Source organism: Halorientalis regularis (assembly GCF_023698535.1).
GTDB classification, from domain to species: Archaea; Halobacteriota; Halobacteria; order Halobacteriales; family Haloarculaceae; genus Halorientalis; species Halorientalis regularis.
The window spans coordinates 81,441-105,048 of the sequence record NZ_JALJCL010000015.1 but is presented as its reverse complement, the minus strand read 5'-3'; the positions used below and the strand labels follow the sequence as shown (position 1 = coordinate 105,048).

Sequence of the window (23,608 nt, the reverse complement as noted above, 5' to 3'; positions counted from 1 at the left end):
CGACGGCTCGATCAGTCTCTTGGAAACCGTCTCTTCGACACATTAGATGAACTTCGTGAGGCTGCACTCATTGCGCTTGATGACATCGAGCCTCCGAATATCTTCACGTACTTATGTCCTTGAGTATGAGGACTCGGCTTTTTTCGCCCACGTTTTTGCCGCGAGTGGTTCGCCGAAGGCGGACCCGAGCGGAAAAAAGGTGGAGTGGACTCGCTGGGTGGTAGACTGCGCACGTGCGCGCAGACCCTCCCCGATATCGTTGTTCCTAAGCATTGTTACAGGTCTTCGAGCTGGTTTTTGCGGACTTCCATCTTCTCGCGAGCGGTGCGAACGTCGTAGTGTTCGTACAGGACATCCAGCGAGACGTTCATGCGCTCGCTGGCGATCTCCGGCGACACCTCCTCATTGAGGTGGTGCGTAATCGCGCCCCGGCGTATCGCGTGCGGGGAGCGTGCCGACGGGCACTTCGACGGGTAGCCCTTCCCCGTCGCCTCACAATCCTCCGGGTCGCGGTCGTGGGGACACTCGCCGTAGTGGCACGGTTGGGTCAGCCGGTTGATCCACTTGTAGATCGTGTCCCCCGTCGGCCGGCCGTTCTGGGTCGCGAGCAACGGTCGCCGGCCGTACTCGTCGGTCTTGTCGAGCCGGTTCGCTTCGACGTACTCCTCGACGATGCCGTACCACTCCGGCCCGAGGTAGATCCAGCGCTCGCCGTCGGGACCGTTCTTGAGCTTCGTGCCCGTGTCCGGGCGATGTTCCACCACGAGCGCGTGGTCGTCCGGGCGCATATCGTCGACATCGAGCGAGCGAATCGCGCCCCGGCGCATCCCCGTCTGCCAGGCCAGGACCATGAGCGCGTGGTCCCGGCTGGCGTAGTCGTAGCGGTTGAGGTGAGCCAGGATCGTCTCGGCACGGTCGGCCGTGAGATGCACGTCGCGGGATGCCGTCCCGTCGGGCAGCTCCGGCGCGTGAACCTTCTCGGCGAGCCCGTCCGGGACCGCCTCGATGTCCGACCAGAACCGGAGCGCCACGCGAATCGTACTGAGTTGCTTCTGTAGCGTGACGGCCTTCACGTCCTCCCGTCGCCAGGCGACGAAGTCGGCGAGTAGCCGGCCAGTGAGGTTGTTCAGGTTCTCGATCTCGCGTTCCTCACACCACTCCTCGAAGAACCGAAGTCGGGTCTTCGCGTTGCGATAGGAACTCTCCCGGATACTCGGCTTCCGGTGCCGGAGGAACCGTTCGATGCCCTCCCCGGGTTCTAGGGGTTGTAGGTCCTCCTCGCTCATGCGTCAGTGACGAGAGGCTGGTTATCGGGATCGGCTCGGACCTTCGACACGCCCACACCACAACCGCACTGCGGGCACCCCGTCTTCTGCTTCCGAATCGCGTCCGCTTTCGACCGGAATCGATCCGAATAACCACACTCCGGACACCGCACCCGGTTGCGGGTGGTAGGGCCAGCTGGTCGCTCATCGGACTCGTCGTGATCCGGCACCGGGCACGAGCCCGCCGGGTGCTGACAAGCCGATCCGTCCCGACACTCCGCGCCACAGATGCCGCGCGTCTCGGAACTCATCTGCCACCTCCGGCCGTCTCGCGCACCATGTACGCACAGAGCCGACACGTCGGCGCTTCCAGAACGGCACAGTAGCCGTCAGCCTCGGCACCGCACCCGAGGCATCGGCCACCGTCACGATTATTCGACAGCGGTTCCTCTCCGTTCGAACGGGGCATCAGTCCCGTAGTGGTTGTTTCGCTCATGGTTGCGCAGCGAAGCCACCGTTAGGGGCCGTGGTTCCAGCACGGCCCCGGCATCACGAACCGAGGAGAGTCATCAACAACCTACGTCGGTAGCTTCGTACTCACACCAAATGGTCGATTGTGCATAAATGCACTGCTTGACATTATTAGCGATTTTGGGTATATAATAGCCATACCGACGGGATAATCATATATCGGACTCATACTTTCGGTATGAGACAATCCGGGTCATGGATGACAATTTGGGACGACCGGATACTTGAGATAATCCGGGCCGATGACGACAAAATCGGGAAGGTCGCGAATCTCAAGGATTCGGACAATATCCACGTCGGAAGAACCCAGATTGGCCGTAGATGTAGAAAGCTCGCGGAATATGGCCTACTTCGTAAGATCGGCGACGGAGTCTACGTAATCACTGACGAAGGGGAAGCATATCTGGAAGGAAAGTACGACGCCGAAAAGGAGCGCTACATCAACGGTGGCGGTAGTTCGAGCGACAAAGAAGAGTCGGGCGGTGCCGCCTCCGACCCCAGCATTAACGGGTGACACATGAGTTCGACTCGCTCGCCCGCCCCCTGGATGGTCCCCCTCGATGAACGAATCCTCGAAATACTCCGGTCGGAAGGCTGGTCCGCTCCCGACTACATCACCCGGAAAGTCTCGCTGTTCGCTTCCATCGGCCGCGTTCGCGAGCGCTGCCGAATGCTCGCCAAAGTCGAAATGATCGAACCCTTCACCAAACAACTCGTCCACTACGAGATTGCCAGCCGCGGCATTCAGTATCTCGACGGCCAGCTCGATGCCGGGACCCTTCAAAAGCCCTCTCCCTCGCCGCAGGTACTTCCTCGGTGGTAGTCAATCCCCTGTTACCCTTCGCACTCGGTCAAGTGCTTCGCGAGTCGGTTACTGGGACCCGACCAGTCCTCACACCGAGGACACTCAGTTTCTGTGATTTCACCGTGGCTAAATGGGCTGTCCTCTCCCTCTTCGGGCAGTAGCTCACGAGCGGCATCACCGAACTCGTCCGAGACAGACCCAGCCGTCCGCACAATGATCCGACGTGGCGTATCCTCCAATTGGGACTCGTTGGCTTTCAGCCACCGCGCCACTACTGCCGCAGGGTCGTGGTCTTCGAAGAGATAATACACCTGCGTCGACTGCCGGCCAAACGCGCCCGTATGTGGATCGAACGTCGTCACACCCTCCATCTTGTTGTGTGTCGTGATCTGACTGCCTGGCAGTTCTTCGAGTGTCGCCGGCCCATGCTCTTGTAGATACTCAACGTTGGGTTGCGTGCGCTCCATAAAAAGAAATTCTCGAGGAATTAGGCGTCGGGACCAGTCTCTTCGGAGAGCGTGGCCGACGTGTCGCCTTCAGACGGTTCCCAGACGAGCGACAGTTCGAAGTCGCTGGAGACTAACGCAGCAGCGGAATTGCCGCCAACAACTGCACTCCGCTCTCCCATTGAGCCAGTCGCATTTTCTTCTGGCCACTGCTGGTTGTTTGACGTGAATTGGATAGTGTCTGCATCATCATTTACTTCGGCACTGACCGAGCTATCCGTTTCATCTATCAATCCATCTCCACGTACATACAGCTCCTTCGCAGGAATGGAGTCACCGCCGTCGTGGGAGATCGTTGCAAGGCCATCCAGAGAATCGCTATCTACCGCTGTTTGACCTGCACCCGCCTCGTATTCCCATGAGAACGAGGCCGTGGGTGTTGACTGTTGGCTCCCTCCAAGTCCGAGGACGAACGATGCAATGACAGCGGCCAAGATCACCGTGATCGCGACCATCAGGATCACGCCGATGACCGGACTGACCGCGTCGTCTTCCTGTAGCAATTTCTTGATTTGCATGGTTGTAACACCACACCTTCAGCGCGGACGCAACGCTCAAGCGGGTAGGGAGTCGTATCCCCTAGTGGCCAGGTGGGGTCTGAGGCCCCAGGCCTTCCCTCCTTGTCCGCACTGCCAGGTGTTAGAATGATCGTGATGTTCTGTTTGCTTAAATGTTCGGGGTATTCTAGCAACATGTAAGACGGCGTTTCAGACAGGTTTAGCGGGCCATTACATAGCAGTAGAGAGTCTATATCGTCTCAAAGTGGTCGTACTTCCGTTCTGTCGTCAGTATCGTCGCATGGCGAAGCCGATTCCGGACATCGTAGAGACTGTTCCCCTCATCGTCTCGAAGCATCCGCCACGCGACCGAGTGCCGGAGCGTGTGGGCGCTCACGTCCGCCGGCACACCACGCCCCCGGTAGGCGTAGGGTTCAACGCCCGCGCGTTCTGCCAGCCGCTTGACCACGTCGTTGATGCCTTTCCCAGTCATCCGGTCGGCCTTCCGTGAGGGGAACAGCGCCGGACTGCTGTCGTCGCGAGCCGAGAGGTACGCCCGGAGTGTCCGGACCGTCCGAAGGTCGCCACTCTGGTCCAGCTCGAAGGTCGCCACACTCGGACTGTTGTCGTTGGGGTAGTCCTTCTGAATCTCGGCGGGAATCCGCAACTCCCCGGCGTCGAGATCGAGCATCGCCCGGTCGACCGCCGCCAGCTCCGACCGGCGAAGCCCGGTATCGTAGAGAACCGTGACTATCGCGTCGTCGCGGGGACCGTGCCGACCTTCGTAGGCGGAGTCCCGCATGGCTTCGACCTGGCCGGGCTTGAGCCACCGAATGTTCGAGTTCGTATCTCGGCCGGTTGACTGGGTAGTGCCCATATAAAGAGACACGTGTTCGAACTCCTAGAATGTTTGGTTCCGTTAGTAGAATCGAACATTCAATAGCGGCCTGCTATCTACCGAAATCGACGTTTCACTTTCACCCTATTCCCGTATCTTAAATCTAGAATATTCCTCGGTCAGTCTGTCGCCTCTCCGGCGACGTTCTGACCAATGGAAGGCAAATTCGACATTCCGGATTCGGTACTCAGTCCGTTCTTCGTGCTTTTCAGCGCGGTGTCACTCGGACTGATCGGGTTCACGCCACTCGGGTTCGACCTCGCAAGTACAGCCCTCTCATTCAGCGCGGACGGCTACGCGACCGAGATCAGCTATGCGGGCATCCTCTCGCTTCTGATCTTGCTGGTCGCCTACGCCACTAACCGCGGCGACAAGAGCGGTCCCCAGCCGCTTCAGCTGTGGCTCGTCGTCACCACCTTCGCGCTCGTCATCGTCCCACCCTTCGCACCGTTGTTGAACGCATTCCTCGGCGAAACGATCCCCGGCATCATCGCGATCGTCATCCAGGCCGGCGGCTACTACAGCCTTTCCTACATGGGGTGACCAGATGCGGGAATCAATCAGACGCGCGCTCGCCGGGCTGCTCGCGGTCCTGCTCGTCTCGACGGCGGTCGCGCCAGTCGGGACGGCATCCGCTCAGATGTTCGAAGAGCCGAGAGACTGTGGTGCCGTGGACAAGTACATCGTGGCGGTCACATGGAGCCTCGGGTCAGGATTCACAGACTGCAAGTTCGGGGAGCCCGACGTAGACCCAGCTGAGGGCGTCGAAGCCCAACAGGTCCACACCGAGCTATATTCTGCCGCTCTCACGGCAACCGAGGCCGAGCAGGCCCGCAACCTCACGTATAGCAACTACTTCGAGGACACGCGGACGATTAGTAGGATCGAAGGCAAGAACGCGGTTGTCCGCGCCCTGTCGAACGGCTCCACCGAGTCGCAGACGAGATTTGCCGCAGATCAGGCGATAGAAGACTACTATAGCCAAAAACAGGTAAATTACGCGCGCCAACTTGGCCCGACGATGCGGACCGTCGAACGCATCTACAATTCCGCGGCGTCTGAGTCTGGTCTTAGCGCCGATCAGGTGGTACGAAGCGAACGCGCGACCGGCACCAACAAATACCGTGAGTGGCTCAAGACCGAAAACCGTTCTATCACCCTCATCAACGGGTCTACGGCGGATATTCCCGTAATCAACGCCAGTGACGGATTCGGCGGAATCATCATCGGCCCGCACAAGACCTACACTGATGATAACTACATCAACACGCTGGTCTACTCCCCGGACGCCACCCAATACCACCCGATCCAAGAGGAAAACACCACCCGACTCCTGAACTCCGGAGACATGGAGTCTACGTGGCAGAAAATCAAGGATCAGGCTAACTCGGAGAAGACCCACATGGATACGTTCGTCAATCAGACGTATCCGAAGTGGGAGGCCGGTATGATTGATTCGGAAGACCTCGTGGACCCGTACCTCGGCGCTCGGGAGATGGACCCCACGGCGAACGGCTCGACGTGGGCGACCCGCTCCCTCACGGCGCTCGGTATCTCGCCACCGGCCAACGTCTCGAACCTCGAACGTATGGAGGTTCGCGACGAGACGACGGGAGCGGTCTACAACGGCACGCTCATGGCGCAAGCCGACCCGGCGAACGCGAGCGGCTACGCGGTCGGATCGACCTACAACACGTCCAATATCAACGGCGACGTGTTCATGGCGACCAACGAGGGGCCGCGCTCCCTCGACGGTCGGTTTACCATCCTCTCCGCGGACCGGATCGACGGCGGGAGCTACGAGGACGGCGAGCAAATCACCTACGACAGACCGGACTACTCGACAACGAACCTCTCGAAGTTCAAGCAGATGCACGAGGACGTGATGGCCTTGAGGGCAGACCTCGAAGCCCGGGAGCAACGCATTGAGGAGAACGCGAAGAGTGGTACTGGGGGCCTCTTTGGCCCCCTCAGGGACTCACTGCCGTTCGGAGGCGGGGGCCTCGTGGTAGCACTCGGCGCTATCGTCGTTCTCGGACTCGTCACCCGCAACTGACGAAACCACTCTTTTCAGACCTATGAGATTCAGAGACATGGCAACCGGGTTGCTGTTCGCAGTCGTGGTCATCGGCGCGACCGGCGCGCTGCTGATGGCCGGGACCGCGACGGCAGCCGGGCAGACGACAGCACAGAACGCGACCAACCAGACCGGCGGCGAAGTCATCACCGACGGGCTGACGCTCGTCAACACAAGCTACGAGCCCGCGGAAGACGGCGGGAACGGCACCCTTTCGCTCACCTTCCAGGCCGACGGCCCGCAGGCGGTCACCCTCTACGATGCGGGCGCGTTTCGGAACGGCGGCCAGCTGCCCTCGAAGACGAAAGTCATCGAGGGCCGTCACACTATGGAGATGCCGGTCACCCGGCAGGGGCAGTTTGTCGGGGTGACCGTCGTCACCGCCAACACCCGCTACGCGGTCCCCCACCGAATCGGGGAGTCCGACAGCCACCTGTTCCGTGGTGATCCGACGTGGGCGGACACGCAAATCGCCGGCCTCTCCGGGTTCGTGGGTGGCCTGCTGGTCATCACCGGCACCGCGGTCTATCGCGTCCGCTCGGAGAAAGGGGAGGTGACGCGCGTCCTATGAACCGACGAGAAGCCGCCGTCGAACTCTTGACGGCCTACCGCTGGTGGATCGGCAGCGCGACCGTCGTCGCCGTCGGGCTGGCCGTGTGGTTCGGCCTGCCGGAGATTCCGGAGATTCCCCGCGGCCCGCGCCTGTTCGCCGTGGGCGCGCTCGCGGCAATCGCGCTCGGCTACGCGCCTGCGATGAAGATCGTCGAATACCTCTACTCACCGGAGGGGACCTATCTCGTCGACATCGACGCGCGAGACAACGGCTTCGCGCTGTATCACCTCTCTCCGGAGAAGTGGGAACACCTCGAAGTCGAGACGGGTGAACTCTACCGGCTCAAGACCAGCGCGGACGCCTACGCCTGCCGCCAGTACTGGCCGGATTACGACGTGTGCATGGGCACCTGGCGCGGCTCGGCGTCAGACCTGGAACTGCTCGAAGAACGCGAGCGCATCGACGAGATTCGCGAGACCCTGGAACAGCAGGCACAGGAAGGGCTCACCATGCGGATGAAGGTCGGCAGTATCGTCAGAACCGCGGTCCGGGATATCGTGAACGACCTCGTCAGTCAGTACGAGGGCACGGCGATCCACCGCGGCGAGCGTGTTGAAGACGCCGTCGACGAAGCCATGCGAGACCACAACCTCCGAGAAGACGAAGAGCGCGAGCGAGACGAACAGCGACAGACTGAGCATCAAGACGGAGCTGAGTTCGGACCCGACCCGAAACCCGGCGAGAACCCGAACGCGGGCCAGCAACCGGCCGCGACAGACGGAGGTGAGCCGACGTGAGTCCCATGATTGGCTCGCGGTCGAAGTGCGACCGCTGTCGGGACCTCTCGCGTCTCGGCACGGTCGAACGGGTGCGACTCCTCGATGGCCCGGACGGCGAACGCCTCTGTCCGAAACACCACCGCCTGGCCTGGGACGAGTTGAAAGGTGAGACCGATGAGTGACCGGAGTAGCGCGAGCGAACAGGTCACCTACTCGGCCGCGCAGCTGCGCGGGGACGTGCTCGAGGGCACGGTCGAAGAATCGCACCCGCACGCGGGCCTGGTCCCGAACGCGGACGCCCGCGAACTCTTGAACACGCTGGCGACCGCGTTCGACCCGGACGCCCACGCGGGACTCGACAGCGTCGAAGAGTCCGAACTGTATCAAACCGTTCTCCGGAACGAAGGCACGGACACGCTCACGGAAGCCGTCGAAGCCGGGAACGTCTCCCAGATGCAGTACGCCGTGGGCATGGTCAACCACGAGAAAGACGCCGAGAGCGGCAGCTACCGCCGCTGGTTGCACTCCACACTCGTCTCGGAAGCCTCGGTCCTGTTCGTCACCGGCGGGATGGGTGCGGGGAAGACAGATTGGGCCTTCTCCGGGGCCGACGAGTGGCACATGGTCACCCGCGGCCGCATCGTCACGAATCACGAGAAAGCGGCAGATAGGAATGAGAACGTCGAATACGTCGACACCTACAAACAGGTTGAGACGCTGTTCAAGGAGTCGACCGACGACTTCTATCTCTTGATCGACGAGACCGGCCAGGGACTGACCGGTGTCGGTGGCGACCAACAGAAAGCGCAGGCGCTCGCGCGGTTGCTCAAGCTCGTGCGTAAGGGAGACGCGCCCGCAGGCACGAAGCGGTGTATCTGCTTCATCGGGCAGACTGTGACCGACCTCTCGCGGGATCTTCGCCGGCTCGTCGCGCAGACGGGTGCGTTCGTTCACAAGCCCGCGAAGAAGCGTCTCGAAGTCTACGGGGACGAACTCGTGGATGCCACTGAGATTCAGCAGGCAAAGCCACAGACGACGTTCAACGGCATCAAGAAGAGTCGGCTACGGTTCTCCACCACCGAAGAGCCTGTCTTCGACATGAGCGGCGCTGTTGAAGAAAGTGAGACCGACACAGACGAAAGATTCTCTGAAAGGCAAATATCAATCCGAGATGCGGTTAGGGGAGTTGCCATTCACGACAAGAGCTATCGAGAGATCGCCAATCCGGAAGAGGGCAACTTCCCCTATCGGAAAGATTGGGTTGGTGACCGATTCCGCGAGTGGCGCGATCAAGGTATGCACGCTGAAATCGCAGGCATCGAGCCGTCAGACTTCGATTCCGACACCCTGGATCGGTAGCCGACAGGTTCGCCGACGCTTCTTTTCTGAGAATCGCCAGACAGCGCGCCAGTCGGGACTGTCGTCTGTCGGCAGGCGAGTATACTTCTATATTATATGCGTGCATATGCGCGCTTCTCCGACGAACGGGGGTGACCGGGACCGGGGAAGGGTGGGGTCCGAGACGAAACGAGCCGGGAAAAGAGCGAAGATCGCCTACTCGAAGCGGTCGGGGTGGGTGACCCGCCAGGCGGCGTAGGATCCGAGACCACCGACGAACACCGACATGAACGGAAGCCACGTCGGGGCCGGCTGGTAGGCGATGTGTTTCTCAGGCCCGTACTCGGACGCCTGCATGGGCACGTCGAGCGCTTCCGCGGGCACGCTCCACACGCCCACCCACACGCCCACGATAAACACGAGCGCCCCCACAAGCGCCAGCACGGCCGCGCTCCAGCGCGTCAGTCCGAACCGCCACTCGTCGTTACTCATCTGCCTCACCTCGGCAGTCGAAGCACGTCTCGGTGTTCCCGGCGAGCATCCGGTTGCACCCGTCGCCGGTACACTCGGTTTCTTCGCCGGCCAGCGCGACCGGCTCACCGGAGCCGTCGGCCGCGGTCTCCCGGTCGGCGTCCGCGGGACTCTCGTCACCACACCGGAGACACGTGCCCGTCGAATCGCGCAGGTGCGTGTGTACGCACTCACTCGTTTCGGGTGATTCCCAGTCTGACGCTGGCCGACTCGTCGATCCTACTTCGGGCCGGGGCTCGCGGTAGACTTTGAGCGCCGTCTTTCCACCGGCCAGCCGCACGTAGCCCGCGTCGATCAACGGCCGGATGACCACCCGCACGACCGAGTCCGTGGCGATCTGCAACCGCTGGGCCAGCTGGGACTCGGCCACGTCCTTCGAGAGTTCCCCAGCAGCGCGCCCGCGCGTCTCGAAGGACTCGGCGAGTAGCACATCGAGTCCCTGGCGCTGGGTGTCGGTCAGCCCCACGTCGACCGTCGCCGCCTCTTCGTCGGCCACCCGCGCCCGGAGGGCTTCGCGGACCGCCTCGCTCTTGCTGTCGGCCTCCGTGAGATAGTCTTCGAGGTCGGGGTCGTCGATACGGATCGTGTGCCGGCTCATCGCGAACCGCCCCCGTTGCGCTCGCGTGCGTACGCGCCCCCTCGTGCGCGTCCCCCTATTTTCCCCGCGCCGGAGCGCACGGGGGGGCCACCGATATGACGACGGGAGGGGGGCAGTATGACACGAGTCGATAGCCCAGCCCCAGCGCCTCTTCCGTCCGATTCTCCGGTTTGCGCCTGTATGACTCGGCTTCCTGTCATATGAAACGGCAGAGTTCCACCTGATGCACTCGAAACGGAGGTCATGCCTGACCACCGCCTTCAACCGTCGTCACGCGGGTCTCCGCTCCGCATTCCGGGCACTCGTCGCGTTTCCCCACGAATACGGGAGTACATCCGCCTTTGCAGAGCGAGACCGGCAGGCCTTCGACGGTCTCGCGGACGATCTCGTGAAGCCGCGGATGCAGGCTGAAGTACCTCCTGGCGTACTTCTGGAGCCGTTTGTTCTCCTTTCGGAGCGCCTTGTTTTGTGCTTCGAGCAAAGAACGGGGGCGATTAGACACGGTCACCACCCCCGCGTCGACGAAGTCCACCGTCGGCCACCGGCTGCTGTTCCTCGGGCTCGGCGAAGTGGTCCGCCGTCGCCTGCCCGACGGCTTCAACGTCGAAGATCCGGACGGGCTGGCCCTTGTCGTCGACGAGATTCCCGAAGTCGGCCCGTCTAATCGCGCACAGGTGCGCGCACGGCCCGTCGTGGTAGGCGAATCCGGGACAGTCGTCGCCGTCGGGATGCACCGCACAGTCGCCGAGATACGCGCCGTGGTCCCGGTGCAACCGCACGCGGTGGGTGTCTTCGCTGTCTCGGAAGGTGACCAGCCACTGGTCCCACGCGATCCGCTCGACGAGAACGGGTTCGGAACACGCGCGCTCCCAGCTGCCAGTCGCCTGGTCGCGCTCGCGCTCGAAGTCGAGCGGATTCAACGGACATCACCCCCGGTACACTCGGGACAGACGCGACGGGGAAGCCCGCCCGGACTCGTCTCGGTTGTCAGTTTCGTGCCACAATCCGGGCAGAACCGACTCACGGCAAACACCCCCGATTTTCCTTCGCGAGACTGCCGGACGGCAGCGGGGTGCAATACAGACCGTAGTCCACTCGTTCAGAACGGTGGTTTGTACGGTCGATACGGTCGGCGAAACTATCCGCGACAGCCGCTATACCGGCGGCTATCTGGATAGTTCGCGAAGAGTCAGAATTTTGATGGACTCGCTGGGATTTGAACCCAGGGCCTCTTCCTTGCGAAGGAAGCGATCTACCGCTGATCTACGAGCCCGCAGTCGTGGGTTGCGCGGCGACGCCATTATACGTTCTGGTCCTCGAAAGCGCGAGAGCCTCGCGCGTGAGACGGTGGCCGGTCCACCGGAACGAACGCGGACGATCCGGTTCGTCAGTCCTCGAGGACGATCTCGATGGAGACGTCGTTGGGCACCTGAATCCGCATCAGCTGCCGCAGTGCGCGTTCGTCGGCGTCGATGTCGATCAGCCGCTTGTGGACGCGCATCTCCCAGTGCTCCCACGTGGCCGTCCCCTCACCATCGGGGGACTTCCGGGCGGGAACTTCCAGCGTCTTGGTCGGGAGCGGCACCGGGCCGCTGAGCTTGACGCCCGTCTTCGAGGCAATTTCACGGACGTCGTCGCAGATGTCGTCCAGATCCTCGGGACTCGTGCCTGCGAGCCTGACGCGAGCCTGCTGCATGCGTTAGGGCTCCTGGACGTTCAGGACCTTGCCCGCCGCAATGGTCTGACCCATGTCACGGATGGCGAAGGAGCCGAGTTCTTCGATCTCGGAGGACGGCTCGATGCTGAGGGGCTTCTGTGGACGGACGGTGACGACCGCCGCGTCGCCCGACTGGATGAAGTCCGGTTCTTCTTCGGCCGTCTCGCCGGTCGAGGGGTCGATCTTCTTGTCGATGGACTCGATGGTACAGGCGACCTGTGCCGTGTGAGCGTGGAAGACCGGGGTGTAGCCCGCGGTGATGACGCTCGGGTGCTGCATCACGACGATCTGGGCCTGGAAGGTCTCGGCGACGCTTGGCGGGTCGTCGGCGGGACCACAGACGTCGCCACGGCGGATGTCGTCCTTACCGATGCCGCGGACGTTGAACCCGACGTTGTCACCGGGTTCGGCCTTGGGCACTTCCTCGTGGTGCATCTCGATGGTCTTGACCTCGCCGCTCACGTCGGAGGGCTGGAAGCTGACGTTGTCGCCCGTGTTCAGCGTGCCAGTCTCGACGCGGCCGACCGGGACGGTACCGATCCCGGAGATCGTGTAGACGTCCTGGATCGGGAGCCGGAGGTCGGCGTCCGTCGGCGGCGAGGGCGCAGGCAGGTCGTTGAGTGACTCGAGCAGGTTCGGGCCGTCGTACCACGGCGTGTTCTCGGAGTCTTCGGCGACGTTGTCGCCCTCGAACGCCGAGATCGGGATGAACTTCGCGTCGTCGGGGTTGAACTGGACCTGCTTGAGCAGCTCCGTCACCTCGTCGACAGTCTCCCGATAGCGACCTTCCTCGTAGTCGACGAGGTCCATCTTGTTGATGCCGATGATGAGCTCGTCGATGCCCAGGGTGCGGGCCAGGAAGACGTGCTCGCGTGTCTGGGGCTGGACGCCGTCGTCGGCCGCACAGACGAGCACGGCGTTGTCGGCCTGGCTCGCGCCCGTGATCATGTTCTTCACGAAGTCGCGGTGGCCAGGACAGTCGACGATGGTGAAGTCGTACTCGTCGGTACTGAACTCCTGGTGGGCGATGTCGATGGTGACCCCGCGCTCACGCTCTTCGGCGAGGTTGTCCATGACGTAGGCGAACTCGAAGCCGCCCTTGCCTTTCTCTTCTGCTTCTTCCTTGTGCTGTTCGATGACGTGCTCGGGTACGCTCCCCGTCTCGTAGAGGAGGCGTCCGACCAGCGTACTCTTTCCGTGGTCCACGTGGCCGATGATGGCCAGGTTCTGGTGGCGTTCTTCGCTCATTGATTATCTCACGCGCAGAGGCGCTATATCGGACTCTTTTGGTGGAGGCAGTTAAAACGATTTCGATAGATGCCGTTCGCCGTCCCGCCGCCGTCGTGCGATTTGGGAGAGTGTCACACGACGAGGACGGAGATCGGGTGCGTGAGAGCGGGTCAGCGACCGCTCACAGTTCCGGCAGTCGTCCCACGTCCGAGAGGACGGCGGTCGCAGTCTCGGGCCCGCCCGCGCCTCGCCCGCTGAGGTTCAGCCGGCCGGCGTGCTCGGTCTCCAGCTGGACGATGTTGGTCGTCCCGCCGACCGCGAGGTCGCCGTGTTCCGAGACGAGGCGCGGCCCTACGCGCACGCCGTCACCGCTGACTTCGCCGATGAGCCGGACGGTCCGGCCGTCCTCGTGGGCCAACTCCAGCGCGCTCCCGGGCACGTCCGTGATACCCTCGACCTCGGCGTCGTCCAGCCGGTAGGTCCGCTCGCCCTGCGCGAGGACGTTGGCGAGGATCACGCACTTCAGCGCCGCGTCGGTCCCCTCCACGTCGAAGGAGGGGTCGGCCTCGGCGACGCCCATGTCCTGGGCCTCCGCGAGGACGTGTTCGTAGTCCAGCCCCTCGGCGGCCATCCTGGTCAGGACGAAGTTGGCGGTGCCGTTGAGGACGCCGCGCGCGGCGACGATGTTCTCCGGCCCGAAGTCCGCGACCGTCGAGAGCACGGGAATGGCCCCGCCGACGGCCGCCTCGAACCGGACCGCGCCCGCACTCTCGCCTTCCAGTTCGCGGACCTCGTCGTAGCGCTCGGCGACTGGCCCCTTGTTGGCCAGCACGGCGTGGCGGTCCCGCTCCAGTGCCGTCCGGACGTGACCGAATCCGGGCTGGGCGTCGCCGAGCGTCGTCGGCGTCGCCTCCACGAGGGCGTCGTACTCGCCGTCGAGTGCGTCCTCGGGGTCGGCCGTCCCGACCTGGCCGTCCTCGCGTTTGCGCTCCAAGGCGGCGGCCACGTCGATCCCGTCGGCGTCGACCGCGGCGCTCCCCGAGTCCGTCAGTGCAGTCACGGTGTGGCCGTACCCGCCCGCGAGTTCGGCGACCGAGCGACCGACGGCCCCGGCACCGACGATGGCGAGTCTCACGCTTCACCACCTCCCGTGAGCGGCTCGATGACACGGAGGTCCTTCTCGCTCGCGACCGACCGGACCGCCGAGAGGACGCTGTCGGTCTCGCCGCTCTGGGTCGCCAGCCGGAGCCGGGCGCTCGCGCCGTTCTCCGTCCCCTCGGGCGCAGAGAGCGACACGTCGGTCACGGAGGCGTCGGTCCCGTCCTGGATCGCCGACAGCGTATCGGACAGATCCGTCTGGACGAGCTGGCCGACGATTATCACCGTGAGTTCCTCGCTGTACTGTTCGGCACCGGCCTGAATCACGTTGACGCCGGCCTCCCGCAACGCCTCGACGATGTCGTCGAACCGCTCGGGCGTCGCCTCCAGGTCCACCTCGACCGGGATGTGCCCCCGCGGTGTCAGGTTCCCCCGTTCGTGGAAGATCGAGAGCAGGTTCCCCCCGTTGTTGGCGATAGGCCCGAGCGCCCGCAGCAACTCGCCCGGTTCGTCGACGAGTTCCAGCCGGATCGTGTAGGCGTGGACCTCGTCGGCGTGGCCGTCGTTCATGTTCCGGTCACCCCCGCTCCGCACAGTCCGTCGTCTGGTAGATACCGCCGCGACCGGCCTCCGGTCCCGTCACTGGTCATACCACCATCTGACACACGGATCGACATAAGACCCCCCTTTTTCTGCAGGGGAGACGCTCACTCACTCACTCATTCCGTTCGTTCGCATCCAGTGAACTTGCTCGCGCTCCGCGCTCAGTCGACGGTCATGGCAACACTCGCTCGTATATCGCGTCGATCCGCTCGTTCCAGCGCCGTCCCTGCTCGCGGCTCCCGCCCCACGGGTTCCGCGAGAAGTAGTACATACTCGCGAGGATGACGCCGATGGTGACCGGCAAGTTCGGATCCTCGATGACGAGACTCAACGTGAAGTGCGTGAGACCGGCGATCAGCCCGCCGATGAGGATGTCCAGTATCTGGTGGAGCAGCGACATACGACGGTGTAGGGGCCGCTGTGGGGTAAAGTTGGTCAACTGTGGTCGCGGGGCGGTCGCGGGGCTGTGCGGTGCAGTGCGGTAGAGCGGCGAGCATCCAGCATCCGCGCGAGCGCAGCGAGCGCGGTTCACCGGACGCGCGCAAAGCGCGCGTCCGGCAGTTTTTCCCCAAGTTTTTGCGATGGGGGGTTCGCTGCGCGAACCCCCCGACGTAAAAAGTGGGCTAGAAGTAGTCGATCGCTTCCGGCAGCTCCGTCTTCATACCCTTCCGCTCGCGGATCTCGGTGATCTGGTCGGGCTGGAGGTTGTCGGCCATGACCTGGAAGCCGGCGTTCTCGGTGTTCCAGGAGGCACGACCCTCGGTGGCGCTCCGGATGTCCGAGGAGAAACCGATCATCTCCTCGACGGGCGCGACGCCCTCGACGACCATCAGGTCGCCTTCCTGGTACATGTCGTCGACGCGGCCACGACGGCCCTGGATCTCGCCGGAGGCGGCACCCATGTGGTCGTTGGGCACGTCGATCCGGACTTCCTGGATCGGCTCCAGCAGGCGGATCTCGGCGTCGATCAGGGCGTTGTGGACGGCCTCCCGAACGGCGGGGATGACCTGTGCCGGACCGCGGTGGATGGCGTCCTCGTGGAGCCGGGCGTCGTGCAGGCGGATGAGTGCGCCCTGGACGGGCTCGGCGGCCAGCGGCCCGTCGTCGAGGGCCTCCTCTAGGCCCTCGATGACGAGTTCCATCGTCTCGTTGAGGTGCTGGATCCCCTTCGTGTCGTCGATGAGGATGTTGGTGTTGTGGATGTGCTCGACTTCCTGGGCGGTGTCCTTGTCGAGGCCGGCCTCCATCAGGGCTTCACGGCGCTCGAGTTCGGGCATGTCCATCGAGGCGTCGCCGAGCTTGATCGTCTCCACGACGTCTTCCGGGAGCGGTTCGATGGAGATGTAAAAGCGGTTGTGGCGGTTGGGCGAGATGCCCTCGACTTCGCGGGACTGCTGCTGGGGTGCCTCGCGGAAGACGACGATGGGTTCGCCGGTGTGGACCGGGATGCCCTGGTTGCGCTCGATCCGCTGGGTGATGACTTCGAGGTGGAGTTCACCCTGCCCGGAGATCAGGTGTTCGCCGGTGTCCTCGTTGATCTCGATCTGGATCGTCGGGTCTTCCTTCGAGACCTGCTGGAGCGTCTCGATGAGCTTGGGCAGGTCGTCCATGCGCTGGGCCTCGACGGACTTCGTAATGACCGGCTCGGAGATGTGTTCGATGGACTCGAACGGCGTCATCTCCACGCTCGAAACTGTCGAGCCGGCGATGGCGTCCTTGAGGCCGGTGACGGCGGCGATGTTCCCGGCGGGAACCTCGTCGACTTCCTCGCGTTCGCCGCCCATGTAGATGCCGACGCTCTGGATACGGTTGGTGCCCGCAGTCCCGGAGACGTACAGCTCCTGGCCCTTTTCCAGGGTCCCGGAGAAAACACGACCGGCGGCGATCTCCCCGGCGTGGGGGTCGACACCGATGTCGGTGACCATCAGGACGACTTCGCCGTCTTCGTCGACGAGTCGCATCGTCTCGGCGAGTTCGGACTCGTCGTCGCCACGCCAGACGCGCGGAATGCGCATCGGCTGGGCGTCGATGGGGTTGGGGAAGTGCTCACAGACCATGTCGAGGACGACGTCGGCCAGGGGCGTCCGCTCGTGGAGTTCCTGGCGCTTGTCGGCCTGTTCGAGGTCGATAATGTCGCCGAAGTCCATACCGGTGCGCTGCATCGACGGCATGGAGACCCCCCACTTGTAGAGCGCAGAACCGAAGCCGACAGTCCCGTCCTCGACGGAGACGGTCCAGTCGTCGATGTCGTCCATCTCCTCGGTCATGCCGCGGATGAGGTCGTTCACGTCGCGGATGACCGCGGTCAGCCGTTCCTGCATCTCCTGGGGACCCTCCTCGAGTTCCGAGATGAGGCGGTCGACCTTGTTGATAAAGAGGGCGGGCTTGACACCCTCGCGGAGTGCCTGCCGCAGGACCGTCTCGGTCTGGGGCATGGCACCCTCGACGGCGTCCACCACGACCAGCGCGCCGTCGACGGCACGCATCGCGCGGGTCACGTCGCCCCCGAAGTCGACGTGGCCGGGCGTGTCGATGAGGTTGATCAGGTGGTTGGTGTCCTCGTACTCGTGGGTCATCGAGACGTTCGCCGCGTCGATGGTGATCCCACGTTCCTGCTCGTCCTCCTCGGTGTCCATCGCGAGCTGTTCGCCGGCCGTCTCGTCGGAGATCATCCCCGCACCGGCCAGCAGGTTGTCCGTCAGTGTCGTCTTTCCGTGGTCGACGTGCGCGGCGATGGCGATGTTCCGGATGTTCTCCGGCTCGTCCATCAGCCGTTCGCACTCCTGTACGATCTTCTTGCGTCGGCCCATTATACCCAACCGTATCGGAAGCAGGGTCAAAAGTGAAGTGGTTTGCCCCAGCGGCCGAACCCGCCGGAAACTCCCCGCGGAGCGACCGTTCCACCCGAAACCGAGCGGTGTTACGGGGACGGAGACGGCAGGGCCGCGAAACCACCGGCAGGCATCGGACCGCCCGCAAAAGTGATACGCGTCGCTCCCGTACGCCGGGAAGACATGGACGTTCGCGTGCAGGGTACTGGGCCGACGGAGCCGTTTCTCAGCGCACGTGACCTCTTCGAGACCGAGTACGATCTCGACCGCCCGGTCTGGGTCTACGTTCGCGAGGATCCCGACGAACGCACTTGGACGAGCCACGATGCCGAGGGTCACGACCTCTCGATCTCCCGGCAGGCCGCCAGCAGCGCCATGGCCCGCGAACTCGCACTCCACGAGTTCGCGCACATGCACCGCAACGAACAGGCCCACCCCTCCCACACCCAGTCGACCGAGGAAGCGCTCTATCTCGCCCTCTCGGGCCGAAGCGTCGAGCGCCGGAAGCTCACCCACTGCTACCAGATCGCCAACCACATGAAAGACATCTACGCCGACGACCTCACGCTGTCGGTCGCCCCGGCGGACAAACTGGTGGCCTTCCTCGAATCGAGCCTGGCGACGGCCCTGGCCGACCGCCCGGCCGACCCGACGAACTGGACCCGGCTCACCCCGGCGGCCGACCCCGAAATCACCGCCGTCAACGCCGCCTTCGCCCTGGCACTCGTCGAGCGCCACGGCCTCGTCTCCCGCGACCACCGGCTGTACGACCTCGCGCACGCGGCCGCACAGGACGCCCCGGGCATCCGCTTCGAGCGCTTCAAAGACCGGTTCCGCTCGCTCGCCGACGACCCCGGCGAGAGCGAGTACCGCAAGGCCCTCGTCGACGTGACCCGCGAGTACGCCATCGACGAACCGCAGGCAGCCGACTGATCGCCTACCGGTCGTCGCTGGAGTCCCGCTCGTCGGGAGCAGTCCAGGCGAACGCGAGAATACCGCCGAGTCCACCCAGCACCGACCCGACGACGAACCCCCCGAGCGCGCCGAACAGCGACACCGTCGCGACGAGAATCCCCAGCCCACCCAGCACCGACGACAGCGACGGCACGGCGAACACGAGCAGGCCACAGACGACGAGCGACCCACCGAACAGGAGCGCCGACCCGGTAAACGAGCCGGCGGCAAAGAGGAGAAACTCGTCGTAGGCCGCAGGTAGATACGCCGTCAGGAGTCCGGCGACGAGCAACAGTACCCCACCCCAGAACGGTCGCTGACGACGCCACTCGCCGAACGCGACCCAGCGCTCGCGCGCCGCCGCCACCCGATCCTCGTTCATAAACGTGCTGGTAGTGACAGCGTGAAAACAGTTGTCCTAGAATGTCAATTGCCACCCCGCCCACGGTGGGGCGGGGAATCCGTCCCGATTACAGTTTGAACCGGTCGTCGAGATCGCCGGTCTCGATCTCGTCGTCCGTGTCGGCAGTCTCGGCCGTCGACGCGCCGTCGGCCTCGGCGAGATCGAGTCCGAGACCCAGGTCGTCCTCGTTCCCGTCGTCTTCTTCGTCCCCGTCGTCGTCGCTCTCGTCGTCGGTCTGCCAGATGAACTCGGACGTCTTCCCCCAGATGAACCCCGACGTGCCGCCCCAGATGAACTCGGACGTGCCGCCCCAGACGAACTCCGACGCCTCGGCAACCGTCTTCACCTCGATGCCGAACTCGGCCGGCGGCTCCCAGGCGTAACAGAGGACACCGCCGGCGGTTGCGATGATCATCCCGATAAAGAAACCACCGAGTGCCCCGACGAGCGAGAGCGTGGCGAAAGCGATGCCGAACACGCCGAAGATCGACGCGAATTCCGGCTTCGCGAGCGCCGCGAGCCCGCAAAACGCAACGATCGAGGCGAAAAACAGGCCGACGACAGTGAACGCACCGCCGACGAACAGCAACTCGGCGGCGAACTGGATCGGGACCCACCCGATGATCGCGGCCCCCAGCAACAACAGCACACTCCCGAGTATCGGTCGCGGCTGTCGCCAGCGGCGAAACGCACCCCGTGGATCAGCCAGCCAGTCCCGCACCGACGATCCGCCCCCCGACGACGTTACCATGCCAGCGGAACTGCACCCTGGATCCGCTTTTGTCTTTCGACGATGTGTGACGGTGAAAGGATCAGCAGAAGATCCCCAGGAAGCAGTCGTTCACCGTCACCGTCACGGTGTCGGTCGCAGTGGCCCCGTCGTCGTCGGTCACCGTCAGCGTCACCGTCTTCTCGCCGGACTCCGAGAACTGGGTCGTGACCTGCTCACCGGTCGCCTCGACGGTGCCGTCACCGTCGAAGTCCCACTCGTAGGACGCGATCGAGCCGTCCGGATCGCTCGACCCCGAGCCGTCGAACGTGATGTCGGTATCGGGGTCCACGGAGTCGGAGTTAGCCGACGCGCTCGCGGTCGGCGCGTCGTTTTCGTCGACCGTGATGGTGACGCTCGACGTGGCGGTCGCACCGTCGTCGTCGGTCACCGTCAGCGTCGCCGTGTACTCACCGGGTGCGCTGTAGGCGTGGGTCGTGAACGCGCCGGTTCCCGTTCCCCCGTCACCGAAGTCCCACTCGTAGGACGCGATCGAACCGTCCGGATCGCTCGACCCCGACCCGTTGAACGCGAGTGCGACGCCGACCTCGGTCGTACTGCTCTCGACCGACGGGACGGCGGTCGGTGGGTCGTTGTCGGTGACGTTCGTGGTCACGGTGTCGGTCGCGGTGTCACCGTCGTCGGCAGTCACCGTCAGCGTCGCCGTGAACTCACCGCCCGTGTCGTACGTGTGTGTGACCTGCTGGCCCGTCGCGGTCGTCCCGTCGCCGAAGTCCCACTCGTAGGACGTGATCGTGCTGTTACTGGCCGAGGACCCGGAGCCGTCGAAGGTGACGGGCTCGCCGGTTAGCACCTCGCTCGGACTCGCCGAGGCGCTGGCGATCAGCGAGTCGTTGCCCTGCACGGTGATGCTGACCGAGTTCGAGGCCGTCGCACCGTCGTCGTCGGTCACCGTCAGCGTCGCCGCGTAACTGCCCGAGTCGGCGTACGTGTGCGTGACCTGCTGGCCCGTCGCAGTCGTTCCGTCGCCGAAGTCCCACTCGTAGGACGTGATCGACCCGTCCGGATCGCTCGACCCCGACCCGTCGAAAGTGATCGACTGCCCCGGTTCGACCGTCGTCGAAGAGGCGGTCGGACTCGCCATCGGCGGATCGTTGCCTTCGACGACGATCGTCACCGAGTCGATCGCCGTCGTGCCGTTGTTGTCGGTCACCGTCAGCCGCGCCGTGTACGCACCCGGCTCGTCGTAGCTGTGGGTGGCCTGTTGCCCCGTGGCGGACGTGCCATCACCGAACGACCACTCGTAGGACGTGATCGACCCGTCCGGATCGCTCGATCCCGACCCGTTGAACGAGACCGTGTCACCGGTACCGACCGTCGTCGAACTGGCCTCGGCGTCAGCCGTGGGTGCGGTGTTGCCGCTGTCGCCACCCGAACTCGTGTCGGCGCTGCACGGCCCCCACTCGAACGTCCCGTCGTTGTCGACATCGTAGCAGACGAAGAATCGGAGATCAGTAATGGAGATGCGGTCGGCCGCCAGGTAGTGCGCCTGGATCCGGACACCGCTCCGGTCCGTGCCTTCGAGCGTGACCGGCCCGTCCGACCTGATCCGCCAGCGGCCACGCGCATCGGACGCATTCGTATCGTTGGTCACGAAGTCGTTGAATGTCGCCCGCTCTGCGCCGAGCGCGGTCGATTTCACCAGCACGTTCCCGCCGTCGGTCCCACCAGGTGACAGGAATTTTATCCGTACCGTCCCAGACATCGGGAACATCGGGGCCGATCCCAGATCGAGGTCCTTTGTCAACGCGAACTGCTGGATGTCCGTGTTCGAAAGCTGAACCACCGTCTGCGGGAAGTTCTCCTCCGAGTCAGTGTTCCCGACACCGGGATACAACACCAGGTCGTCCGCGGTAATCTCGGACGCCGTGATGTTGAACCCGCCCACGCCGGCCAGCGGTACCGCGTACGCGACGCCAGTCGACATTATCAACAGCCCGATCAGTGCCCATATCGCAACGGCGGTTCCAGCCCCCCGCGCGATGCGTTTCCGGTTGTACATAGTTAACAATCGCTCGTTGTGTGCCGTCCCACGGGCAATCCCCAACCCCCTCGCCCGCTCAGAGGCGCGTTGCCCCAACCAATACGAGATTCCATGCTGAACCTTACCCCGGATATGGACGGGCCTTAATAATAATCCCGACGACGGGCTCCGGTCTCGACGAAACGGCCGAAATCGACGGTCGGCGAGCCCACTTGGTTACTGGTCGCCCTGCCAGCTGAACTGCACGTCCTCGTTGGCACCCGCGTCCGGGCTACCGGTCCCCGTACTGGTGGTCGTGCCCTGGTCCGGGTCGGGGTGACGCCAGGCGACACAGAGGTTACCCCCAGCGATCCCGATGAGCATGCCGACGAACAGCCCACCCAGGGCGCCGATGAGCGAGAGGATCGAGAGCGCGATTCCGATGACGCCGAAGACGGTCGACATCTCGGGTCGAGCCATCACGAAGGCACCGGTCAGGAAGACCATGACAGCGAACACGAGCCCGATGACGGTGAACGAGCCACCGATGATAGCCAGTTCGGTCGCGAACTGGATCGGGACCCACCCGATGATCAGCCCACCGATCATCAACAGGAGTGCGCCCATGAACGGGCGGCCCTCGCGCCACTCGCTGAACCGACTTCGGCGGTCGTCGATACGACGGCGGATCGGACCCGGAACCGTGTCCCAGAGTTTTGCTCGAACAGACATTGTTTCTATCTCTTTCGTGTTATCGCACTAAAATCTCGCGGCTACTGCGGTATAAAAAACGGTTGGTTGGTTAGTTGGCTGTCGTTAGCTGGCCCACTCGTAGACGTCGTCGTTGTCCGGGTTGTACTGGACTTCGAGACGCAGGTTGGGGATCGTAATCGAGTCCGTGGCGAGGTAGGTCGCACGGATGAACGGATCCTGCAGGACCAGACCGGGGCTGGAGCCACCGGAGTAGTCGTACTCGGTCTCGAAGTTGAGGCCCTGTCCTTCCGGAATCGGGCTCTCGGCGGACTCCTGCGTGCGCAGTTCGAGCCAGCCCGTGACTTCGGTCGGGTTGTCGACCGTGTTCTCCTTGATTTCCAGTCCGGAGAACTTCGCCCTGTCAGCGGCGATCTGCGGCGTCTTGATGATGATGGAGTTCGTCGTCACGTTCTGGCTGGAGTCGGAGATAATCTTGATCCGAGCCTTGCCAGGCAGGAGCGGCGTGTTGGTGCCCTGTGCCGTCGTGAAGTTCTCCAGGTCGAACACCTTCGTGAGTTCGAGGCCGTCGATCTCGGTGTTCGTCAGCTCGACGATGCCGACAGGGTACTGATCCTGGAACTGGGGCGACTGACTCCCGGAGATGTCGGTCGTGTTCTCCGCCTGGGAGGTGCCCGGATAGAGGATCAGGTTGTCACCTGTAATCGAGTTCGCTTCGATCGTGAACCCACCGATACCTGCGACTGGTGCTGCGAATGCGGTGCCAGTGCTGAGGAAGAGCATGCCAACGATGGCAACCACCCCAAGCGATGCACCCGTACTCTTTGCGAGTATGCTTTTATCGTACATGTTGTATTCTCACTCTCGTTCGTATGTGACGCGTGGCGTGCGACGTTTCATCGATCTCCCCCCAGATAACCCGGCACGTAT

General features: G+C 63.6%; 28 protein-coding genes, 1 tRNA gene and 1 pseudogene. 10 read left to right on the top strand and 20 right to left on the bottom strand.

Annotated elements, in window-relative coordinates; translation table 11 throughout:
* Nucleotides 1-123 (top strand): annotated as a pseudogene (locus MU521_RS17770) (IS630 family transposase); the annotation flags it as partial.
* A gap of 152 nt (nucleotides 124-275) precedes the next feature.
* Here the strand turns inward: MU521_RS17770 and MU521_RS17765 are convergent.
* Complete coding sequence (locus MU521_RS17765) at nucleotides 276-1,286, bottom strand: tyrosine-type recombinase/integrase (RefSeq protein WP_092694397.1); 1,011 nt, start codon at nucleotides 1,284-1,286, stop codon at nucleotides 276-278.
* A 688-nt stretch (nucleotides 1,287-1,974) separates the two neighbouring features.
* Here MU521_RS17765 and MU521_RS17760 point away from each other — a divergent pair.
* Both MU521_RS17760 and MU521_RS17755 read left to right on the top strand, forming a co-directional pair.
* Entirely contained in the window at nucleotides 1,975-2,310 is a 336-nt protein-coding gene (locus MU521_RS17760) for a PhiH1 repressor (RefSeq protein WP_092694399.1), read from the top strand.
* A 33-nt stretch (nucleotides 2,311-2,343) separates the two neighbouring features.
* A complete protein-coding gene (locus MU521_RS17755; RefSeq protein WP_092694588.1) occupies nucleotides 2,344-2,619 on the top strand; it encodes a winged helix-turn-helix domain-containing protein in 276 nt (91 codons plus the stop codon).
* Between the two features lie 11 nt (nucleotides 2,620-2,630).
* Here the strand turns inward: MU521_RS17755 and MU521_RS17750 are convergent, their stop codons facing one another.
* The 3 genes from MU521_RS17750 to MU521_RS17740 all read right to left on the bottom strand — a co-directional run bounded on the left by MU521_RS17750 (nucleotide 2,631) and on the right by MU521_RS17740 (nucleotide 4,481).
* Nucleotides 2,631-3,068, bottom strand: a complete 438-nt coding sequence (locus MU521_RS17750) for a hypothetical protein (RefSeq protein WP_092694401.1) — start codon at nucleotides 3,066-3,068, stop codon at nucleotides 2,631-2,633.
* A 20-nt stretch (nucleotides 3,069-3,088) separates the two neighbouring features.
* Nucleotides 3,089-3,625 carry a type IV pilin domain-containing protein gene (locus MU521_RS17745; RefSeq protein ID WP_092694403.1) on the bottom strand — a complete coding sequence of 179 codons (537 nt, stop codon included), beginning with the start codon at nucleotides 3,623-3,625 and terminating at the stop codon, nucleotides 3,089-3,091.
* Nucleotides 3,626-3,854: 229 nt separating this feature from the next.
* Complete coding sequence (locus MU521_RS17740) at nucleotides 3,855-4,481, bottom strand: tyrosine-type recombinase/integrase (RefSeq protein WP_092694405.1); 627 nt, start codon at nucleotides 4,479-4,481, stop codon at nucleotides 3,855-3,857.
* A 174-nt stretch (nucleotides 4,482-4,655) separates the two neighbouring features.
* Here MU521_RS17740 and MU521_RS17735 point away from each other — a divergent pair, with 174 nt between their 5' ends.
* From MU521_RS17735 to MU521_RS17710, 6 genes are all read left to right on the top strand, one after another.
* Entirely contained in the window at nucleotides 4,656-5,045 is a 390-nt protein-coding gene (locus MU521_RS17735; protein WP_092694407.1) for a DUF8023 family protein, read from the top strand.
* Between the two features lie 127 nt (nucleotides 5,046-5,172).
* Nucleotides 5,173-6,558: an Env/VP5 family phage fusion protein gene (locus MU521_RS17730; protein ID WP_250864820.1), complete on the top strand. Its 1,386-nt coding sequence runs from the start codon at nucleotides 5,173-5,175 to the stop codon at nucleotides 6,556-6,558.
* Nucleotides 6,559-6,595: 37 nt separating this feature from the next.
* A complete protein-coding gene (locus MU521_RS17725) occupies nucleotides 6,596-7,150 on the top strand; it encodes a DUF8063 family protein (RefSeq protein WP_092694411.1) in 555 nt (184 codons plus the stop codon).
* Complete coding sequence (locus MU521_RS17720; protein WP_092694413.1) at nucleotides 7,147-7,929, top strand: DUF8125 domain-containing protein; 783 nt, start codon at nucleotides 7,147-7,149, stop codon at nucleotides 7,927-7,929. The genes MU521_RS17725 and MU521_RS17720 overlap by 4 nt, the downstream gene beginning before the upstream one ends.
* Nucleotides 7,926-8,093 carry a hypothetical protein gene (locus MU521_RS17715; RefSeq protein ID WP_175452921.1) on the top strand — a complete coding sequence of 56 codons (168 nt, stop codon included), beginning with the start codon at nucleotides 7,926-7,928 and terminating at the stop codon, nucleotides 8,091-8,093. Before MU521_RS17720 ends, MU521_RS17715 begins: the two co-directional genes overlap by 4 nt.
* Nucleotides 8,086-9,270: a hypothetical protein gene (locus MU521_RS17710; protein ID WP_092694415.1), complete on the top strand. Its 1,185-nt coding sequence runs from the start codon at nucleotides 8,086-8,088 to the stop codon at nucleotides 9,268-9,270. Before MU521_RS17715 ends, MU521_RS17710 begins: the two co-directional genes overlap by 8 nt.
* Nucleotides 9,271-9,465: 195 nt before the next feature.
* Here the strand turns inward: MU521_RS17710 and MU521_RS17705 are convergent, their stop codons facing one another.
* The 11 genes from MU521_RS17705 to MU521_RS17655 all read right to left on the bottom strand — a co-directional run bounded on the left by MU521_RS17705 (nucleotide 9,466) and on the right by MU521_RS17655 (nucleotide 17,836).
* Nucleotides 9,466-9,741: a hypothetical protein gene (locus MU521_RS17705; protein ID WP_092694417.1), complete on the bottom strand. Its 276-nt coding sequence runs from the start codon at nucleotides 9,739-9,741 to the stop codon at nucleotides 9,466-9,468.
* Nucleotides 9,734-10,378 (bottom strand): hypothetical protein, encoded by a 645-nt coding sequence (locus tag MU521_RS17700; RefSeq protein WP_092694419.1) that lies wholly within the window; start codon nucleotides 10,376-10,378, stop codon nucleotides 9,734-9,736. The genes MU521_RS17705 and MU521_RS17700 overlap by 8 nt, the downstream gene beginning before the upstream one ends.
* Nucleotides 10,379-10,619: 241 nt before the next feature.
* Nucleotides 10,620-10,859, bottom strand: a complete 240-nt coding sequence (locus MU521_RS17695; RefSeq protein WP_250864819.1) for a PH domain-containing protein — start codon at nucleotides 10,857-10,859, stop codon at nucleotides 10,620-10,622.
* A gap of 13 nt (nucleotides 10,860-10,872) precedes the next feature.
* Nucleotides 10,873-11,298: a hypothetical protein gene (locus MU521_RS17690; RefSeq protein ID WP_092694421.1), complete on the bottom strand. Its 426-nt coding sequence runs from the start codon at nucleotides 11,296-11,298 to the stop codon at nucleotides 10,873-10,875.
* A 281-nt stretch (nucleotides 11,299-11,579) separates the two neighbouring features.
* A tRNA-Ala gene (locus MU521_RS17685) sits at nucleotides 11,580-11,651 on the bottom strand.
* 114 nt (nucleotides 11,652-11,765) lie between these two features.
* A complete protein-coding gene (gene rpsJ, locus MU521_RS17680; protein ID WP_092661954.1) occupies nucleotides 11,766-12,074 on the bottom strand; it encodes a 30S ribosomal protein S10 in 309 nt (102 codons plus the stop codon).
* A gap of 3 nt (nucleotides 12,075-12,077) precedes the next feature.
* The gene (gene tuf / locus MU521_RS17675; RefSeq protein WP_092694423.1) at nucleotides 12,078-13,343 is read right to left on the bottom strand and encodes a translation elongation factor EF-1 subunit alpha; all 1,266 of its coding nucleotides are present in this window, start codon (nucleotides 13,341-13,343) and stop codon (nucleotides 12,078-12,080) included.
* Between the two features lie 163 nt (nucleotides 13,344-13,506).
* Nucleotides 13,507-14,460, bottom strand: coding sequence for a homoserine dehydrogenase (locus tag MU521_RS17670; RefSeq protein WP_092694425.1), 954 nt, complete (start codon nucleotides 14,458-14,460; stop codon nucleotides 13,507-13,509).
* A complete protein-coding gene (locus MU521_RS17665) occupies nucleotides 14,457-14,993 on the bottom strand; it encodes an amino acid-binding protein (protein WP_092694427.1) in 537 nt (178 codons plus the stop codon). The genes MU521_RS17670 and MU521_RS17665 overlap by 4 nt, the downstream gene beginning before the upstream one ends.
* 205 nt (nucleotides 14,994-15,198) lie before the next feature.
* Nucleotides 15,199-15,426 (bottom strand): hypothetical protein, encoded by a 228-nt coding sequence (locus MU521_RS17660; RefSeq protein WP_092694429.1) that lies wholly within the window; start codon nucleotides 15,424-15,426, stop codon nucleotides 15,199-15,201.
* A gap of 223 nt (nucleotides 15,427-15,649) precedes the next feature.
* Nucleotides 15,650-17,836, bottom strand: coding sequence for an elongation factor EF-2 (locus MU521_RS17655; RefSeq protein ID WP_092694431.1), 2,187 nt, complete (start codon nucleotides 17,834-17,836; stop codon nucleotides 15,650-15,652).
* Between the two features lie 204 nt (nucleotides 17,837-18,040).
* On the opposite strand from MU521_RS17655, the gene MU521_RS17650 reads away from it, so the two are divergent.
* On the top strand, nucleotides 18,041-18,790 hold the full coding sequence (locus MU521_RS17650) for a DUF5781 family protein (RefSeq protein ID WP_092694433.1): 750 nt from the start codon (nucleotides 18,041-18,043) through the stop codon (nucleotides 18,788-18,790).
* 4 nt (nucleotides 18,791-18,794) lie between these two features.
* On the opposite strand, the gene MU521_RS17645 is transcribed toward MU521_RS17650, so the two are convergent.
* The 5 genes from MU521_RS17645 to MU521_RS17625 all read right to left on the bottom strand — a co-directional run bounded on the left by MU521_RS17645 (nucleotide 18,795) and on the right by MU521_RS17625 (nucleotide 23,527).
* Nucleotides 18,795-19,193, bottom strand: coding sequence for a DUF6114 domain-containing protein (locus MU521_RS17645; RefSeq protein WP_092694435.1), 399 nt, complete (start codon nucleotides 19,191-19,193; stop codon nucleotides 18,795-18,797).
* A gap of 88 nt (nucleotides 19,194-19,281) precedes the next feature.
* A complete protein-coding gene (locus tag MU521_RS17640) occupies nucleotides 19,282-19,965 on the bottom strand; it encodes a DUF6114 domain-containing protein (RefSeq protein ID WP_139171159.1) in 684 nt (227 codons plus the stop codon).
* Nucleotides 19,966-20,026: 61 nt separating this feature from the next.
* The gene (locus tag MU521_RS17635; protein WP_245681216.1) at nucleotides 20,027-21,931 is read right to left on the bottom strand and encodes a PKD domain-containing protein; all 1,905 of its coding nucleotides are present in this window, start codon (nucleotides 21,929-21,931) and stop codon (nucleotides 20,027-20,029) included.
* Nucleotides 21,932-22,204: 273 nt separating this feature from the next.
* Nucleotides 22,205-22,699 (bottom strand): DUF6114 domain-containing protein, encoded by a 495-nt coding sequence (locus MU521_RS17630; RefSeq protein WP_092694441.1) that lies wholly within the window; start codon nucleotides 22,697-22,699, stop codon nucleotides 22,205-22,207.
* Nucleotides 22,700-22,783: 84 nt separating this feature from the next.
* Nucleotides 22,784-23,527 (bottom strand): hypothetical protein, encoded by a 744-nt coding sequence (locus tag MU521_RS17625; RefSeq protein WP_139171160.1) that lies wholly within the window; start codon nucleotides 23,525-23,527, stop codon nucleotides 22,784-22,786.
* Nucleotides 23,528-23,608 lie beyond the last annotated feature (81 nt).